This is a genomic window from Acidovorax sp. K2F, assembly GCF_025246485.1.
Taxonomy (GTDB): domain Bacteria; phylum Pseudomonadota; class Gammaproteobacteria; order Burkholderiales; family Burkholderiaceae_C; genus Acidovorax; species Acidovorax delafieldii.
Genome location: NZ_JAOBSQ010000013.1, coordinates 73,560 through 89,539 on the forward strand (window position 1 = coordinate 73,560; position 15,980 = coordinate 89,539).

Here is a 15,980-nt window from a genome sequence, read left to right on the forward strand (position 1 = left end):
CCCGCGCAGGCGCTCCGAAGCGCCGCCCCACACCACATCCCCATTGAACTTTGCATACCAGGCCCAGGGCCCGGGGCGATGGCTCGCGTGACGGCGTGAGCCTCACGCCTCTGGCCGTTGCCGGCCAGAAGGAGTGACTCACCATGTTCCGTTTCATCAACATTTCTGCGCACACGGCACCACTGCCCGTGACGCGCAACGCCGTCAGCGCTTGCTGCTAGGGAGACCGCCATGAGCTTCCTGCACCACCTGTTCGACCGCTTTCTGCACACCCGCCATGTGACGCGCCACTTTGCGCGGCGGCTGATCCTGGACACGCTGACCCTGGGCCGCGCGCCCACCCCCGCCACCTCGCCCGACCTGCTCAGCCGCGAGCTGCAGCGCGCCGCCAGCGATGACCTGCCCCCACTGATCGAGCGCCTGCAGTCCGACCCTGCGGGTCTGAGTGACGCCCAGGCCGCCGCCGCCCTGGCCCAGCACGGCCCCAACGAGGTGGAGCACGAAAAGCCGCTGCCCGCCTGGCTGCACCTGTGGCACTGCTACAAGAACCCGTTCAACGTGCTGCTCACGGTGCTGGCACTGATCTCGTACCTCACCGAAGACCACGAGGCCACCGTCGTGATTTTGGCCATGGTGGTGCTCTCCACGCTGCTGCGGTTTGTGCAGGAGGGCCGCTCCAACCGGGCGGCCGAGCGCCTCAAGTCGCTGGTCACCAACACCGCCACGGTGCTGCGCCGCAGCGGCGCGGAGGCCGCAGCCACGCCGCGCGAACTGCCCATCCACCAGCTGGTGCCGGGCGACCACATCGTGCTGTCGGCGGGCGACATGATCCCGTCGGACTGCCGCGTGCTCACGGCCAAGGACCTGTTCGTGAGCCAGTCGGCCATGACGGGTGAATCGCTGCCGGTCGAAAAATTTGCCGAGCGCAGCCAGCCCGGCACGAGTGCGCTGGACGCCACCAACCTGCTGTTCATGGGCACCAACGTGGTCTCGGGCTCGGCCACGGCGCTGGTGGTGGCCACGGGCAACCATACCTACTTTGGCACGTTGGCCACCCGCGTCACGGCCACCGACCGCACGCCCACCGCGTTCCAGGCAGGCGTCAACAGCGTGAGCTGGCTGCTGATCCGCTTTGCGCTGGTCATGGTGCCCATCGTGCTGGTGGTCAACGGCTTTACCAAGGGCGACTGGCTGGAGGCGTTTCTGTTTGCGCTGTCGGTGGCCGTGGGCCTCACGCCCGAGATGCTGCCCATGATCGTGACCAGCACGCTGGCCAAGGGCGCCGTGCTGCTGTCGCGCAAGAAGGTGGTGGTCAAGCGGCTGGACGCGATCCAGAACTTTGGTGCCATGGACGTGCTGTGCACCGACAAGACCGGCACGCTCACGCAGGACAAGATCTTTCTGGAGCGCCACACCGACGTGTTCGGCCACAACAGTGACGAGGTGCTGGCCTTTGCCTACCTCAACAGCCACTACCAGAGCGGCCTGAAGAACCTGCTGGACCACGCCGTGCTGGAGCATGTGGAGCTGCAGACCGACCTGCGCCTGGCGCAGGACTACCGCAAGGTCGATGAGGTGCCTTTCGACTTTGTGCGCCGGCGCATGTCGGTCATCGTCAGCGAGCGCAACGACCACCACGAGCTGATCTGCAAGGGTGCGGTGGAGGAGATGCTGGACGTGTGCACCCAGGTCCGCGTGGTGGAAGACACCGGCGCGCAAGACCTGCCGCTGGACGCCACCCTGCGCGCGCGGGTGCTGGAGGTGACGCGCGGTCTGAACAACGAGGGCCTGCGCGTGGTCGCCGTGGCCATGAAGGAGACGCCGCCCCACCAGACGGTGTACAGCGTGGCCGATGAATCGGGCCTCACGCTGATCGGCTACGTGGCGTTTCTGGACCCACCGAAGGAATCCACCGCCCCTGCGCTCAAGGCGCTGGCCGCGCACGGTGTGGCCGTGAAGGTGCTGACCGGCGACAACGAGCTGGTGACGCTCAAGGTCTGCCGCGAGGTGGGTTTGGCGGTGCAGGGCGTGTTGCTAGGAAAGGACGTGGACGCCATGGACGACGCCACCTTGGCGCGCGCAGCCGACACCCACAACGTGTTTGCCAAGCTCTCGCCACTGCACAAGGAGCGGCTGGTGCGCGCGCTGCGCGCGGGCGGCCATGTGGTGGGCTTCATGGGCGACGGCATCAACGACGCCCCGGCGCTGCGTGCGGCCGACATCGGCATCAGCGTGGACAGCGCGGTGGACATTGCCAAGGAGGCGGCCGACATCATCCTGCTGGAGAAAAGCCTGATGGTGCTGGAAGAGGGCGTGATGGAGGGCCGCAAGACCTTCAGCAACATGCTCAAGTACATCCGCATGACGGCCAGCTCCAACTTCGGCAACGTGTTCTCGGTGCTGGTTGCCAGTGCGTTCCTGCCTTTTTTGCCCATGCTGCCGCTGCACCTCTTGGTGCAGAACCTGCTGTATGACCTGTCGCAGATCGCCATCCCGTTCGACAACGTGGACGAGGAGCTCATCCGCAACCCGCTGAAGTGGAACCCTGGCGACATCGGCCGCTTCATGGTGTTCTTCGGGCCCATCAGCTCGGTGTTCGACATCACCACCTTCGCCGTCATGTGGCACGTGTTTGGTGCCAACAACGAGGGCGCACAGACCCTGTTCCAGTCGGGCTGGTTTGTGGTGGGGCTGCTCACGCAGACGCTGATCGTGCACATGATCCGCACCCCCAAGCTGCCATTTGTGCAAAGCGTGGCGTCGGTGCCGCTGCTTGCGGCCACGGTGCTCATCATGGCGGTGGGCATCTTCATCCCCATGGGGCCGCTGGCCGGGCACTTCAAGCTGCAGGCGCTGCCGCTGGCTTACTTTCCGTGGCTGGTGGGCATTCTGGCGGGCTACGTGCTGCTGACGACCGTGATGAAGCGCTGGTACGTGCGGCGCTACGGCTGGCAGTGAGCGGACGCAAAGCGCGGGCCAGGGTCAGCGCGCCAGCGCCTGCTCCAGTTGCTGCTTGTTCATCCGGGAGCGACCCCGGATGTTCTCTCGCTTGGCGTCCTCGTACAGCTGCTCGCGCGTGCGGCCCTGCGGGCCGCGGTGCGAGTTTTTGCCGCCGCGTACGGGTGCGGGCGTGGCTTTCAGGGTCTTGGGGTTGGCCGTGCGGGCTTCGCCGTGTTGCGCGCGTTCCTTGTTCACTGTGCGCGCGGCAATCTCTTCGGCGGTGCTTTCGCTCTCTCCGCGCTCCAGCAGGCTGTCCTTGATGTGTTCGTACTGGCGCTCGCGTTTGGCGCTCCAGGCGGCACGTGGCATGGGGACTCCTTTCCGATCAACAGGTGAGCTTTTCAGCTTAGACCCGTGACCTGGCGGAGCGGTCAGTGCATCGTGACGGCGGGTGTAGGACAGGCCCGCTGGGCCGCCCGGAGGGGCGCCGCAGGCACTTCGGGCGCATATTTGAGAAAAAGTGGCTGCAAGCGCTAGTGTTTCATGCGCTGGCAGCTATCTTTTTTGTAGTGTTTCTACATCCCCAGCGACTTGAGCAGCGCATCCGTGTCGTCCTGGCCGGCTGGCGGTGGGGCGGGCACGGGCGGTGCTTCTTGCGACTGGGCCATCAGCGCGTCCGGGTCGGGAGCTTCCTGGGCTTCAAAGTCGTAGAGCTTGATGAACTCGGTGCGGTCGATGGCGAGTTCCAGGTAGAAGATGTTGTTGTTGCTGGTGTAGAAGGTCACGCGCCGGGCCTCGGGCTTGTCGAGGTTGGCGTCCACCGACAGCTGCACCTGCTTGTTCAGCACCAGCATCTTGGGCTGGTTCTGCGTGATGTGGGTCTGCAACTCGCGCCGCACCTTGCCGGTGAAGTCGCCCACCACCTGGTTCATCAGCTCGCCCATCACGTTGCTGACCTCGTCGGAGGTGTACGAACTGACCAGGTCATCCTTGGACATGCCCATGTTCAGCAGGTAGTTGGCGTACAGCTCCATCGCCGCCTGGCCTGAGAAATTGATGATCACCAGCCCCGAGAAGCCGCCGTCAAACAGCACAAAGCAGCCAATGTCGGGTTTCAGGCAGGTCTTGCTGATGCGCTGCACCATGCCGGAATAGTGGATCTGGCTGTGTGTAGCCACGCCCAGCACGCGGGTGACGGAGTTGCACAGGCTTATCAAAAGGTCTTCGGTGCCGTAAACGGGGGATTTTTCGGGGGTGCTCATGGTGGGGGTAGCGGAAAACAACTTGGTGCACAGCATAGGCGATGATGCCGCCGTAAACCAGAGTGCAGGCCCTGCCGTGGTGCCGATCCCCCCGTGGTATCCCGGTCATTGACTTTCGACGGGGCTCGGATATCGTGCTTTTCATCCAAATAAGAGAGGGGGGCCCGATGGGCAATGTCTATTTCTATGGCCTGACCGATTTCCAGGCGATCGCCACCGGGGCGGCCGTGCTGGCCAGCGGCGGTGGTGGCAGTTACCAAGACGCATGCGCCATCGTGCAGCAGCTGGCAGACCAGGGCTACACGGGCACGGTGCAGGTGCAGGACTACGACGGCGCCACCAATGCCTGTGTGCTGGCCATCATGGGTTCGCCCGACGCGGCCGACAACCTCACCCTCACGGCGGTGCAGAACTCCATCAGCAACACCGTGGCCGTGATGCAGGCGTACACCGGCATGCAGCCAGGCGCCTTCATCCCGGTGGAGATCGGGCCCATCAATTCGCTGGTGCCGCTGATTGGCGCGGCCATGTCGGGCGGCAGCATCTGGGTGGTGAACGGCGATGGCGCAGGCCGTGCCGTGCCTGAGCTGCCCCAGACCACCTTCACCGCCCCTTCTGGGCCAGCGCCCAGTCCGGCCGTGCTGGCCAGCGATGCGTCCACGCTCGTGGCGGCGGAGTACGCGGTGCTGGGCTCCGCCACAGCGTCGGGCATCGAGTCGCTGGCGGGCGGGGTGGTGGGCGGTTTTGGCGGGTACTCGGGCATTGCGATGTGGCCCTCCAACGCAGGCAACCAGTTCGCGTTGTCGGACAGCTACATTCCGGGCACGCTGGAGCAGGCACGCCAGCTGGGCCTGCAGCTCTTGCAGGCGGTCACGCCGCTCAGCACCCAGGCCGTGGCGGCGGGCATCCAGAACCTCACCGGCCGTGCCGCGCGCGCCGTGGTCACCAACTTTTTCATCACCTCGGTCAGCCAGTCTACGTCCAGCGCGTCGCTAGACTCGGGCATCATCCGGCTGGACAATGCATCCGACCCGGCCCAGAGCACCGAGACACATTACCTCTACAACCTCAACGAGAACCTGATCATGTATTCGGCGGCCAGCACCACCCCCGACATCATTGCGCCCGACTCGATCTGCTACTACTCCGAGAGCACGGGTCGTGGGTTCTCCAACGCCAGCGACGACCTGGCCCAGTATTTCGACCCTACAACGGGCCGCAGCACCGGCAACCAGGTGAGCGTGATTGCGGTGCAGACTGCGCCCCAGCTCTACAACACCCCTGGCGTCGTGGCATCGTTTGCCGCGCTGCTGCGCAATATCGGTTACGCGGGTGGCATGCCGCCCGGCTGAACCCTGAAGCCCGCACCGACGCACGAGAGAAACGGAACGCTGTGAAAAAAGGTGGTCATGGCCATGGGTGAGGCGGACCTGAACAAGGAGCGGCTGGAGCTGGCTCTGGAGGCCGCCGGGCTCGACCTGTGGGAGAACGACCTCATCACCGGCAACGTCACGCGCAAGGCGACCAAGACGTTTGAAGAGCTGGGGTTCTCCGAGGATGAAATCGTCTCGGGCGTGCAGGACATCTACGGCCTGTTCCACCCCGACGACATCGACACCGTGCGCAAGGCCGTGGCCGACCACCTGACGGGCGTCACGCCGCAGTACCGGTGTGAGTTCCGGCTGCGCTCCAAGAGTGGCGAGTGGATCTGGTTTGCCAACTATGGCCGCATCATGGACGGCCACAGCGAGACGCCCGGCAAGCGCTTGATCGGCGTCACGTTCAACATCCACGACCGCAAGTGCCGCGAGACCGAGATCGCCCAGATCAACCAGCAGCTCACCGAGCAGAACCGCCTGCTGCAGCAGCTCAATGCCACGCTGGAGCGGCTGGCCGCCAACGACTCGCTCACGGGCCTGTCCAACCGCCGCACGCTGATGGAGCTGGGCGCCAAGGAATACAAGCGCACGGAGCGTTTTGGGCACCCGATGTCCGTGCTGGTGGCAGACATCGACCTGTTCAAGACCGTCAACGACCTGTACGGCCACCTGGCGGGCGACCGCGTGATCTGCGCAGTGGCCCAGGTGTGTGCTGGGCACAAGCGCAGCGGTGTGGACATCGTCGCGCGGTTTGGGGGTGAGGAGTTTGTCATCGTGCTGCCCGAGACCGACAGCGCGAGCGCGTTGCAAGTGGCAGAGTCGCTGCGCCGCGAGGTCGAGTCCTTGCTGGTGTGCGTGGGCGACGAAGGGCAGGAGGTGGCCGTCACCGTGAGCATTGGCGTAGCCACCCTGTACAAGGGCTCGGGGATGAATTTTGAAGAGCTGGTGAACCGTGCCGACCAGGCCCTCTACCAAGCCAAGGGCACAGGGCGCAATGCCGTGTACTGCGCCGACATGCCGCCCGAAAAAGGGGGCGTGGTCGAGCAGGTTTCGCTCGACCTGGGAGGGGGGATCTCTCAGCCCTGAGGCCCGCGCGCAGCCTGGTGGATCGCCGCCCGGATGCGCGGGTAGGTGCCGCAGCGGCAGGCATTGCCCGACATGGCGGAGTCGATGTCGGCATCGGTAGGCTGCGGCGTTTTCTTCAGCAGGGCACAGGCCGACATCAGCTGCCCGCTCTGGCAGTAGCCGCACTGCGCCACATCCACTGCGGTCCATGCGGTGCGCAGTGCAGAGGCTTCGGGGCCCTGCAGGCCCTCGATGGTGGTGACCTGGGCGCTGCCCACGGCCGACAGGGGCGTGATGCAGGCGCGCACCGGCTCGCCGTTCAGGTGCACCGTGCAGGCGCCACACAGCGCCATGCCGCAGCCAAACTTGGTGCCGTTCATCTGCAGCTCGCCGCGCAGCACCCACAGCAGGGGCGTGTCGGGTTCGGCGTTGACCGCGATGGGTTGGCCGTTGAGGTTCAGGGTCGTGGTCATGGGGGCTCCGGTGCGTCGGGTCAGCTGAGCTTGAGTGGCAGCGCGCGCAGGCGCTGGCCGGTGAGGGCAAACAAGGCACTGGCCACGGCGGGTGCAATGGGCGGCACGCCGGGCTCGCCCACGCCCTCGGGGGGCTCGGCGCTGGCGATGATGTGGGTCTCCACGCGGGGGCAGTCGGCCATGCGCAGCAGGGGGTAGTCGTGCAGGTTGCTCTGCTGCACCTGGCCATCCTTGATCGTCACTTCGCCCCACAGCGCAGCGGTGAGGCCATAGACCACGGCGCTTTCCATCTGCTGGGCAATGAGGTTGGGGTTGATGGCCGCACCGCAGTCGATCACGCACACCACGCGGTGCACGCGGATGGCCTTGTCGGCACCCACCGACACCTCGGCCACCTGCGCGACGATGGAGCCGAACGACTGGTGCAGCGCCACGCCGCGCGCCCGTTGCACGCCCGACGCATCGGGCGGCAAGGGCAGGCCCCAGCCCGACAGCTCGGCCGCCTTTTGCAGCACCTTCAGGTGGCGCGGGTGTTTTTGCAGCAGCGCGGCGCGGAACGCCACCGGGTCCTTCTTGGCGGCGTGGGCCGCTTCGTCCACAAAACTCTCTTTGAAGAACGCCTGGTGCGAATGCCCCACCGAGCGCCAGAAGCCCACGGGCAGCGGCAGGTCGATGATCTCGTGGGCAATGCGTGCGTGGGGCCACTCGTAGGGTTGGTCGAACGCGCCTTCTGACGCGGTCTTGTCCGGCCCGGCGCCCGGCAGGCCAAAGGTGCGGGCCAGCACCTGCGGCACGATGGCCTGGCCTGCCGACACGTTGTGCCAGGCCACCAGCTGGCCCTGTGCGTCCAGCCCGGCCTTGAGCCGGGCCACGCAGGCGGGGCGGTAGAAGTCGTGCTGCAGGTCCTGCTCGCGGGACCACAGCGTCTGCACCGGCGCGCCGCCCGCGGCCTTGGCAATGGCGGCGGCCTGGGCCACATAGTCCACCTCCAGCCGCCGGCCAAAGCCACCGCCCAGCAGCAGCTGGTGCACGGTCACCTTGGTGTCGTCGATGCCCAGGGCCTTGGCGGCCGCCATGCGCGCCAGGCCCGGTACCTGGGTGGATGTCCACACGCTGGCCGCGCCATCCTTGAACTGCACGGTGCAGTTGATGGGCTCCATGGTGGCGTGGGCCAGGTAAGGCGCGCGGTAGTCGGCAGTGAGGGTGGTTGCAGCGCCTTGCAGGGCCTGGTCCACATCGCCCACGCTGTGGTAGCCAAAGCCCTGGGCCTGGTCCAGCGCCTGGGTCAGCTGGGTCATGACGGCGGCGCTCGACAGCGCGGCGGCGGGGCCGTGGTCCCACTGCACGGTGACTGCGGCGGCGGCCTTTTTGGCGTGCCAGGGCGTGTCGGCAATCACGGCCACGCCGCCAGTGCCGCCGTGGTACGGCGCTACCGCCAGCACCTGCTTCACGCCGGGCATTTTTTGCGCGGCTGCGCCATCGAACTGGGCCACTTTGCCGCCCCGCGTGGGGCACATCACCACGCTGGCGTACAGCAGGCCGGGCGGGTGGGCATCGATGCCAAACACCGCACTGCCATCGAGCTTGGAGGGCGCCTCGATGCGGGTGAGCGGCTTGCCGATCAGCTTGAATTCAGCAGGCGCCTTGAGGGGCACCTTGCCCGGTGGCGGCTGCTGCGCCGCCAGTGCGGCCAGCTCGCCAAACGTGGCGCGCTGGCCTGCCGCATGTTCCACCACGCCAGCGTTGGCCTTGCATTCGGCGGCCTGCACCTTCCATTGCACGGCCGCTGCGTTGATGAGCATGGCGCGGGCGTGGGCACCGGCCTCGCGCATGGGGCGCCACAGGTCCTTCATGCTGCTGGAGCCGCCCGTCATCATCACGCCCACTTCGCGCATGGTCTTGGCGGTCAGCCAGCCCGCCACGGCCTTGATGGAGCCGTCGTTGTCGGGGTGGAACGGCAGGCCGTCCACCACCGTGGCCAGGTTGTTGTAGATGTCGTCGATGGGCGCCATCTCCAGCCGCACCTGGGCCCAGTCGGCGTCCAGCTCTTCCGCCAGGATGGCGGCCAGCCCAGTGTGCGCGCCCTGGCCCATTTCGGACTTGGCCATCATCACCGTCACTGTGTTGTCGGCGGCTACCTTGAGCCAGCCATTCAGAGCCACCTGGCCTGTGCCCTGGGGCAGGGGCTGCGCGGTGTGCAGCCGCTGGCGTGGGGGCACCACGCCCCAGCCGATGACCAGCGCGCCGGCTGTTGCGGCGCCACCGAGAAGCACTGTGCGTCGTTTCACCATGGGTTGTCCTGAGCGGTTAAGAAAGTGCACGCCGGCGCCTTCGATGGCAATCACCGGGTGGCAAGGGCAGGGGGCCATCCTAGCGCCACTGCGCAGCGCTGCGCTGCCGGCGAATGTCGGCTATGTGACGCTGCGCCGCACGCGCATGGCAATGCGGTTGAGCCCGACGGGCGTCAATCCCAGGTGGCGGGCCAGGTCTTTTTGCGGGATGCGCAGCGCCAGGTTGGGGTGTGATGCCAGGAAGGCGCGGTAGCGGCCCTCGGGGGTGAGGGTGAGCAGTTCGCGCTCACGCGCCTCCTTGCGTGCGGCGTACACCAGGGTCAGCTGGTACAGCGCCTTTGCCCAGGGCAGGTGGCGTTCGGCCAGCGCTAGCAGCACGCCGTGGTCGATGCGCTCCAGGGTGGCGGGCTCGATGGCCGTCACCATGAAGGCCGTGCGGCCGCCCGGCTGCAGGGCGGACACGCTGGCAAAAAAACGTCCTTCTTCGGCAAACGACTTGATCCATTCCGTGCCGTCATCCTGCAGGTAGCTCAGCTTGAACAAGCCTGCTTGAACAGCGTAAACATAAGGGTGCTGCACCCCCTGCAGAAAAACCGTGCCGCCTGCCTGTACCGCGTGCGTGGTGATGGCGCGCTCTGCCGTGGCCCAGTCGGGCAGGGCCTGCGTGCCCGCCGCCTGTGTGAGGAGCGACCAGAAGGCGGGGTGCGGGATGGGGGCCATGGCGCGCAGTATGCCGCGTGGCAGCGTGGCGAAGTTTCCGCCGCGCCTGAGGGTGAGAGCCTCCTTCGTTCGCCAATTAACCTGGGTTGATGACGACGGACGGCGCCATGCCTAGAGTGCGGCCCATGTCACACGCTCGCACCCCCACCACCGCACGCCGGGCCGCGCCCGCAGGCCCCTTGCCACGCACCATCGTCACTGGCGCGAGCTCGGGCATTGGCCGGGCGCTGGCCCTGGAGCTGGCACGGTGCGGCGTGCCCGTGCTGGCCGTGGCACGGCAGCCCGAGCCGCTGCAGGCGCTGGCAGACGCCCATGGACTGATCGAGCCCTGGGTGGCCGACCTGTCCCGCATTGAAGAGATGGATGGCCTGGCGGCGCAGTGGCTCCTGCGCTATCCCGATATTGGCGCGCTGGTGAACAACGCAGGCATCCAGGATGACCTGCGGGTGGACGATGCCGGCTACAGGGCACAGGACATGCGCGCGGAGGTCGAGATCAACCTGCTGGCGCCGATGGCGCTGACGCGTGCGTTGCTGCCCCATTTGCAGGCCCAGCAGCGCGCATGGGTGGTCAATGTCGGGTCGGTGCTGGGCTCTTGCCCCAAGCGCACGGCGGCGGTTTACAGCGCCACCAAGGCCGGGCTGGACCTCTTCACCCAGGCGCTGCGGGTGCAGATGCAAGGCAGCCCAGTGCGGGTGGTTCACGCTGTGATGCCCCTGGTGGACACGCCCATGACCCGGGGCCGAGGGCGCGGCAAGATCCCTTCCGATGTCGCTGCACAGGCACTGGTCCGCGGCCTGATGGCGGGGCACACCGACATCCGCATCGGCAAGGCGCGCGCGGCCTGGCACCTGCAGCGCTGGGCGCCCGGGCTGCTGGCCCGCCTGCTGCGCACTGCTTGATCCAAGCCTGCCGGCTCAACACCTGTTTTCTCATCGACCCCAGGAGATCACCCCATGGCCACCCGTTATGCCTTCTTCATCCACCTGCGTGCACTGCCCGAGTGGCTGCGTTTGCCCCGTGAGCAAAGGCGTGAGTTGGGTGAGGCGCACCTGCATGCCCTGCTGCCCCGCTACCAGGGAGCCCTGCGCCTGCGCCACTTCGATGCCGAGGCCTTCGCAGCGCCCTGCAGCGACCTGATGCTGGTGGAAACCGATGACCCGCTCAAGCACTACGACTTCATGGAGCGGCTGCGCGATTCCCCCCTGCTTACCGTGCCGTATTTCGAAGTGCTGCAGATCCTGCCTGCCATCGAAGACGGCTATGTGGCGTTCGAGCGCGCCGAAACGGCTTAGGCCGCCTTGCAGTCGGCCAGCGCCGGAGCCTTGTGCGTGGGCTGCCGGTCCAGCCAGGCAATGTAGGCCGTGAGCGCCAGCGCACTCAGCGTGACGGCGGCCGCCACCAGCGGAATGGTCTGCAGCGACCACCCGGCCGTGATGACTGCGCCCCCCAGCCAGGCACCAATGGCATTGCCGAGGTTGAATGCGCCGATGTTGAGCGTGGACGCCAGGCTGGGCGCATCGCCCGCCTGCGACACCACCCGCGCCTGCAGCGGCGTGCCCGCCGCGAACGACACCATGCCCCACACCACCACGGTGACGACGGCAGGCCACAGCCACACGCTGGTGAACGAAAACGCTGCCAGCACCCCCGCCAGCACGGCGAAGATGCCCATCAGCGAGGGCAGCAGCTTCCAGTCTGCCAGGCGGCCGCCCAGCAGGTTGCCAATGGTCAGGCCCACGCCGCACAGCAGCAGCACGCCGCTCACGTTCTGGGGCGAGACACCGGTCACGTCGCGCAGGATGGGCGTGATGTAGGTGAACAGCGTGAACATGCTGGTGGATGCGAGCACGCTCACCGCCAGCGCCAGCCACACCTGGCGAATGCGCAGCACGCGGAACTCGCCCAGCGCGCTGCCGCTGATCTGGTGGCGCAGGTGTGGCACCCAGCGCACCACGGCGGCCACGGCCAGCACCCCAATCACCACCACCGCCCAGAAGGTGGAGCGCCAGCCCAGGTGCTGGCCCAGCAGCGTGCCCAGCGGCACGCCCAGCACGTTGGCGAGCGTGAGCCCGGTGAACATCAGCGCCATGGCCTGGGCGCGCTTGTGGGGCTCCACCACGCTGGCGGCCACTACGGCGCCAATGCCAAAAAACGCGGCGTGGCAGAACGAGGTGACCACGCGCGCCACCATCAGCCACGCATAGCTGGGGGCCAGCGCGCAACCCACATTGCCCACGATGAACAGCACCATCAGCCAGGTCAGCGTGGTCTTGCGCGGCCAGCGCGCGGTGGCCACCGCCAGCAGCGGTCCACCCACAGCAACGCCCAGTGCGTAGGCCGACACCAGCATGCCGGCGGCGGGGATGGAGACGGACAGGTCACCTGCCACTTCGGGCAGCAGCCCCAGGATCACGAATTCGGTGGTGCCAATTCCAAAAGCGGCAATGGCCAGGGCCAGCAGGGGGAGGTTCATGGAGCGCAGAGGGACAAAAGGGCAGCACCAGGGCCGATGGGGTCAGGCGCGCAAGACTAGGGAAAACCCTTGGATTCTACGGAGGCCCCACAACCTTTGCAGGCCAAGGTTTTTGCATGAAATGGGCTGGTAGCGCTAGTGATATATGCCGTAGCAGCTATTGTTTTCATAGTGAATGCCATCCTTGCCCTTGTGCGCCTGTGGCGTGCATCGGGGGTGGTGAGTCGCCTCGCAACGGCCCCCGTGTGATGCGGGCTCGCAGCGGGGCGTGTACGCCACCCGGCGTATTTCGCCAACCGGCCCCGCTCTCCAGAATCCATTCCATCGCCCGATCCACAGGGGCTCCACACCGGGGCCCACCGGGCGAAGCGGTTTGATTGATTTCCTGATTGAAACCACCACCGGAGAAGCACACATGCAACGTCGTTATTCCCTCAAGGCCCTCGCGGCCGTCGCTACGCTCGCTGGCCTGTCTGCGCTGCCAGCCCACGCCCAGGACACGATCAAGGTCGGCATCCTGCACAGCCTGTCGGGCACCATGGCCATCTCTGAGACCGTGCTGAAAGACACCGTGCTCATGGCGATCGACGAGATCAACGCCAAGGGCGGCGTGCTGGGCAAGAAGCTCGAACCCGTGGTGGTGGACCCAGCCTCCAACTGGCCCCTGTTCGCCGAAAAGACCAAGCAGCTGCTGGGCCAGGACAAGGTCTCGGTCATCTTCGGCTGCTGGACCTCGGTGTCGCGCAAGTCGGTGTTGCCGGTCGTGGAAGAAATGAACGGCCTGCTGTTCTACCCCGTGCAGTACGAAGGTGAAGAGCTGTCCAAGAACGTGTTCTACACCGGCGCCGCGCCCAACCAGCAGGCCATCCCTGCGGTGGACTACCTGATGAGCAAGGACGGCGGCAGCGCCAAGCGCTGGGTGCTGCTGGGCACCGACTACGTCTACCCCCGCACCACCAACAAGATCCTGCGCGCCTACCTCAAGAGCAAGGGCGTGAAGGACAGCGACATCGACGAGAAGTACACCCCCTTCGGCCACTCTGACTACCAGACCATCGTGGCCGACATCAAGAAGTTCAGCCAGGGCGGCAAGACGGCCGTGGTCTCCACCATCAACGGTGACTCCAACGTGCCCTTCTACAAGGAACTGGGCAACGCCGGCCTGAAGGCCAAGGACGTGCCCGTGGTCGCCTTCTCGGTGGGCGAGGAAGAGCTGCGCGGTGTGGACACCAAGCCGCTGGTGGGCCACCTGGCTGCCTGGAACTACTTCCAGTCCATCAAGAGCCCGGCCAACACCGAGTTCATCAAGAAGTGGAGCGACTACGCCAAGGCCAAGGGCATTGCCGGCCACAAGGACAAGCCGCTCACCAACGACCCGATGGAAGCCACCTACATCGGCATCAACATGTGGAAGCAAGCGGTTGAAAAGGCCAAGAGCACCGATGTGGACAAAGTGATTGCCGCCATGGCCGGCCAGACCTTCAAGGCACCGTCGGGCATCGTTTCCAAGATGGACGAGAAGAACCACCACCTGCACAAGAGCGTGTTCATCGGCGAGATCAAGGCCGACGGCCAGTTCAACGTGGTGTGGAAGACCCCCGGCCCCGTGAAGGCCAAGCCATGGTCTCCTTACATCGAAGGCAACGACAAGAAAAAAGACGAACCTGAAAAGAAGTAAGCACCTGCAGTGTGCCCAAGAGGGGAGGGCGCCTGTGTGCGCCCTCCCTTTTTCTTTGACACCCGCCTGCCACCGACAGCAGGCCGAATGGAATTCTTCTTATGTTGCGATGTTTTCTGGCCATGCGCTGGTGCCTGGTCAGCCTGTTGTGCCTGGCGGGCAGCGCCCACGCCCTCACCGCCGAGCAGGCCCTGGCCATGGCCGCTGGTGACACCGACGACCGTGTGGCCGCCGTGCAGCAGGCCGTGGTGGAGCCCAGCGAACGCACCGCCGCCTTCTTGCAGGCGCTGGCCGACGACGCGGTGAAGGTGGCCGATGGCAAGGCGCTGATCGTGCGCGATGACAAGGGCATCGACCCTGTCACTGGCGCCGAGGTCCCTGTGCCCGCCGATGCCGAAGACATCATCAACAACAACCGCATGCGCGGCGAGATCGACACGGCCCTGGCGGGCCTGGCGCTGTTTGGCAAGGACGAAACCCAGCGCATGGCCGCCGCCAAGGCACTGACCAAGGAACCGGATGCAGGCCGTCTGCCCCTGCTCGACAAGGCACTGGCGCAGGAGACCAACGACAAGATCAAGACCCAGCTGGAGCTGGCGCGCGCCGCCACGCTGCTGGGCAGCGACGACCCCGCACAACGCATCGCGGCCGCCCAGGCACTGTCGCTCAGCGCCACACCTGATACGCGGCTGCTGCTCAACGAACGCGTTACGGTCGAAGAAGACGCCAAGGTCAAGGCTGCGCTGCAGGCCGCCCTGCGCGCCATGGAAGGCCAGCTCGCCTGGGGCGAACGCCTGGGCGCCGCGTTCTCGGGCATCAGCCTAGGCTCCATCCTGCTGCTCGTCGCCTTGGGCCTGGCCATCACCTACGGCCTGATGGGCGTGATCAACATGGCCCACGGCGAGTTGATGATGATCGGCGCCTACGCCACCTATGTGGTGCAGGGCATCTTCCAGAAGTATTTTCCGGGTGCGTTCGACTGGTACCTGGTCGCTGCGCTGCCCCTGGCCTTTGGCGCTTCGGCCGCCGTGGGCGCGGTGCTGGAGCGCGGCGTGCTGCGCTTTCTGTACGGCCGCCCCCTGGAGACGCTGCTGGCCACCTGGGGCATCAGCCTGGTGCTGATGCAACTGGTGCGCACGATTTTTGGCGCGCAGAACGTGGGTGTGGAAAACCCCGCGTGGATGAGCGGTGGCGTGCAGGTGCTCTCCAACCTCACGCTGCCCTACAACCGCCTCGTCATCATCGGCTTTGCCATCGCGGTGCTGCTGGGCATGGGCTACCTGATCGGTCGCACGCGCCTGGGCCTGTTCGTGCGTGGTGTGACGCAGAACCGCCCCATTGCCTCGTGCATGGGCGTGAACACTGCGCGCATCGACACCATGGCCTTTGCGCTGGGCTCGGGCATTGCGGGCCTGGCGGGTTGCGCGCTGAGCCAGGTGGGCAACGTGGGGCCGGACCTGGGGCAGAGCTACATCGTCGATGCCTTCATGGTGGTGGTGCTGGGCGGCGTGGGCCAGCTGGCGGGCACGGTGTATGCCGCGCTGGGTCTGGGCATCCTGAACAAGTTCCTCGAAGGCTGGGCGGGCGCGGTGTTGGCCAAGATTGCGGTGCTGGTGTTCATCATCATCTTCATCCAGAAGCGGCCCCAGGGCATCTTCGCGGTCAAAGGGCGTACGGCCGACTGAAGCACCAGAGA

Annotated in this window: 13 protein-coding genes; 7 read left to right on the forward strand and 6 right to left on the reverse strand. The window is 66.3% G+C overall.

Going from position 1 to position 15,980, the window contains the following annotated elements; translation table 11 throughout:
- Positions 1 to 231: 231 nt before the first annotated feature.
- Positions 232 to 2,958 carry a magnesium-translocating P-type ATPase gene (gene mgtA / locus N4G42_RS05725; protein WP_260666479.1) on the forward strand — a complete coding sequence of 909 codons (2,727 nt, stop codon included), beginning with the start codon at positions 232 to 234 and terminating at the stop codon, positions 2,956 to 2,958.
- Between the two features lie 24 nt (positions 2,959 to 2,982).
- Here the strand turns inward: mgtA and N4G42_RS05730 are convergent, their stop codons facing one another.
- On the reverse strand, positions 2,983 to 3,309 hold the full coding sequence (locus N4G42_RS05730) for a hypothetical protein (RefSeq protein ID WP_056060603.1): 327 nt from the start codon (positions 3,307 to 3,309) through the stop codon (positions 2,983 to 2,985).
- A gap of 206 nt (positions 3,310 to 3,515) precedes the next feature.
- Positions 3,516 to 4,202 carry a DUF3334 family protein gene (locus N4G42_RS05735; protein WP_056062049.1) on the reverse strand — a complete coding sequence of 229 codons (687 nt, stop codon included), beginning with the start codon at positions 4,200 to 4,202 and terminating at the stop codon, positions 3,516 to 3,518.
- 167 nt (positions 4,203 to 4,369) lie between these two features.
- On the opposite strand from N4G42_RS05735, the gene N4G42_RS05740 reads away from it, so the two are divergent.
- Both N4G42_RS05740 and N4G42_RS05745 read left to right on the forward strand, forming a co-directional pair.
- Complete coding sequence (locus N4G42_RS05740) at positions 4,370 to 5,554, forward strand: DUF917 domain-containing protein (RefSeq protein ID WP_260666480.1); 1,185 nt, start codon at positions 4,370 to 4,372, stop codon at positions 5,552 to 5,554.
- 57 nt (positions 5,555 to 5,611) lie between these two features.
- Complete coding sequence (locus N4G42_RS05745) at positions 5,612 to 6,667, forward strand: sensor domain-containing diguanylate cyclase (RefSeq protein ID WP_225580894.1); 1,056 nt, start codon at positions 5,612 to 5,614, stop codon at positions 6,665 to 6,667.
- Here the strand turns inward: N4G42_RS05745 and N4G42_RS05750 are convergent.
- From N4G42_RS05750 to N4G42_RS05760, 3 genes are all read right to left on the reverse strand, one after another.
- Complete coding sequence (locus tag N4G42_RS05750) at positions 6,658 to 7,119, reverse strand: (2Fe-2S)-binding protein (protein ID WP_260666482.1); 462 nt, start codon at positions 7,117 to 7,119, stop codon at positions 6,658 to 6,660. The genes N4G42_RS05745 and N4G42_RS05750 overlap by 10 nt on opposite strands.
- Before the next feature lie 20 nt (positions 7,120 to 7,139).
- Complete coding sequence (locus N4G42_RS05755) at positions 7,140 to 9,410, reverse strand: xanthine dehydrogenase family protein molybdopterin-binding subunit (protein ID WP_260666483.1); 2,271 nt, start codon at positions 9,408 to 9,410, stop codon at positions 7,140 to 7,142.
- A gap of 120 nt (positions 9,411 to 9,530) precedes the next feature.
- Complete coding sequence (locus N4G42_RS05760) at positions 9,531 to 10,130, reverse strand: Crp/Fnr family transcriptional regulator (protein ID WP_260666484.1); 600 nt, start codon at positions 10,128 to 10,130, stop codon at positions 9,531 to 9,533.
- A gap of 125 nt (positions 10,131 to 10,255) precedes the next feature.
- Between N4G42_RS05760 and N4G42_RS05765 the strand changes: the two genes are divergently transcribed.
- Together N4G42_RS05765 and N4G42_RS05770 are read left to right on the forward strand one after the other, a co-directional pair.
- Positions 10,256 to 11,032 carry an SDR family NAD(P)-dependent oxidoreductase gene (locus N4G42_RS05765; protein WP_260666486.1) on the forward strand — a complete coding sequence of 259 codons (777 nt, stop codon included), beginning with the start codon at positions 10,256 to 10,258 and terminating at the stop codon, positions 11,030 to 11,032.
- A 54-nt stretch (positions 11,033 to 11,086) separates the two neighbouring features.
- Positions 11,087 to 11,425: a darcynin family protein gene (locus N4G42_RS05770; protein WP_260666487.1), complete on the forward strand. Its 339-nt coding sequence runs from the start codon at positions 11,087 to 11,089 to the stop codon at positions 11,423 to 11,425.
- Here N4G42_RS05770 and N4G42_RS05775 read toward each other — a convergent pair.
- On the reverse strand, positions 11,422 to 12,606 hold the full coding sequence (locus N4G42_RS05775; RefSeq protein WP_260666488.1) for an MFS transporter: 1,185 nt from the start codon (positions 12,604 to 12,606) through the stop codon (positions 11,422 to 11,424). The two genes, N4G42_RS05770 and N4G42_RS05775, sit on opposite strands and share 4 nt — an antisense overlap.
- Positions 12,607 to 13,021: 415 nt before the next feature.
- On the opposite strand from N4G42_RS05775, the gene urtA reads away from it, so the two are divergent.
- The gene (gene urtA, locus N4G42_RS05780; protein WP_056641426.1) at positions 13,022 to 14,284 is read left to right on the forward strand and encodes an urea ABC transporter substrate-binding protein; all 1,263 of its coding nucleotides are present in this window, start codon (positions 13,022 to 13,024) and stop codon (positions 14,282 to 14,284) included.
- A 101-nt stretch (positions 14,285 to 14,385) separates the two neighbouring features.
- Positions 14,386 to 15,969 carry an urea ABC transporter permease subunit UrtB gene (urtB, locus tag N4G42_RS05785; RefSeq protein WP_056060628.1) on the forward strand — a complete coding sequence of 528 codons (1,584 nt, stop codon included), beginning with the start codon at positions 14,386 to 14,388 and terminating at the stop codon, positions 15,967 to 15,969.
- Positions 15,970 to 15,980 lie beyond the last annotated feature (11 nt).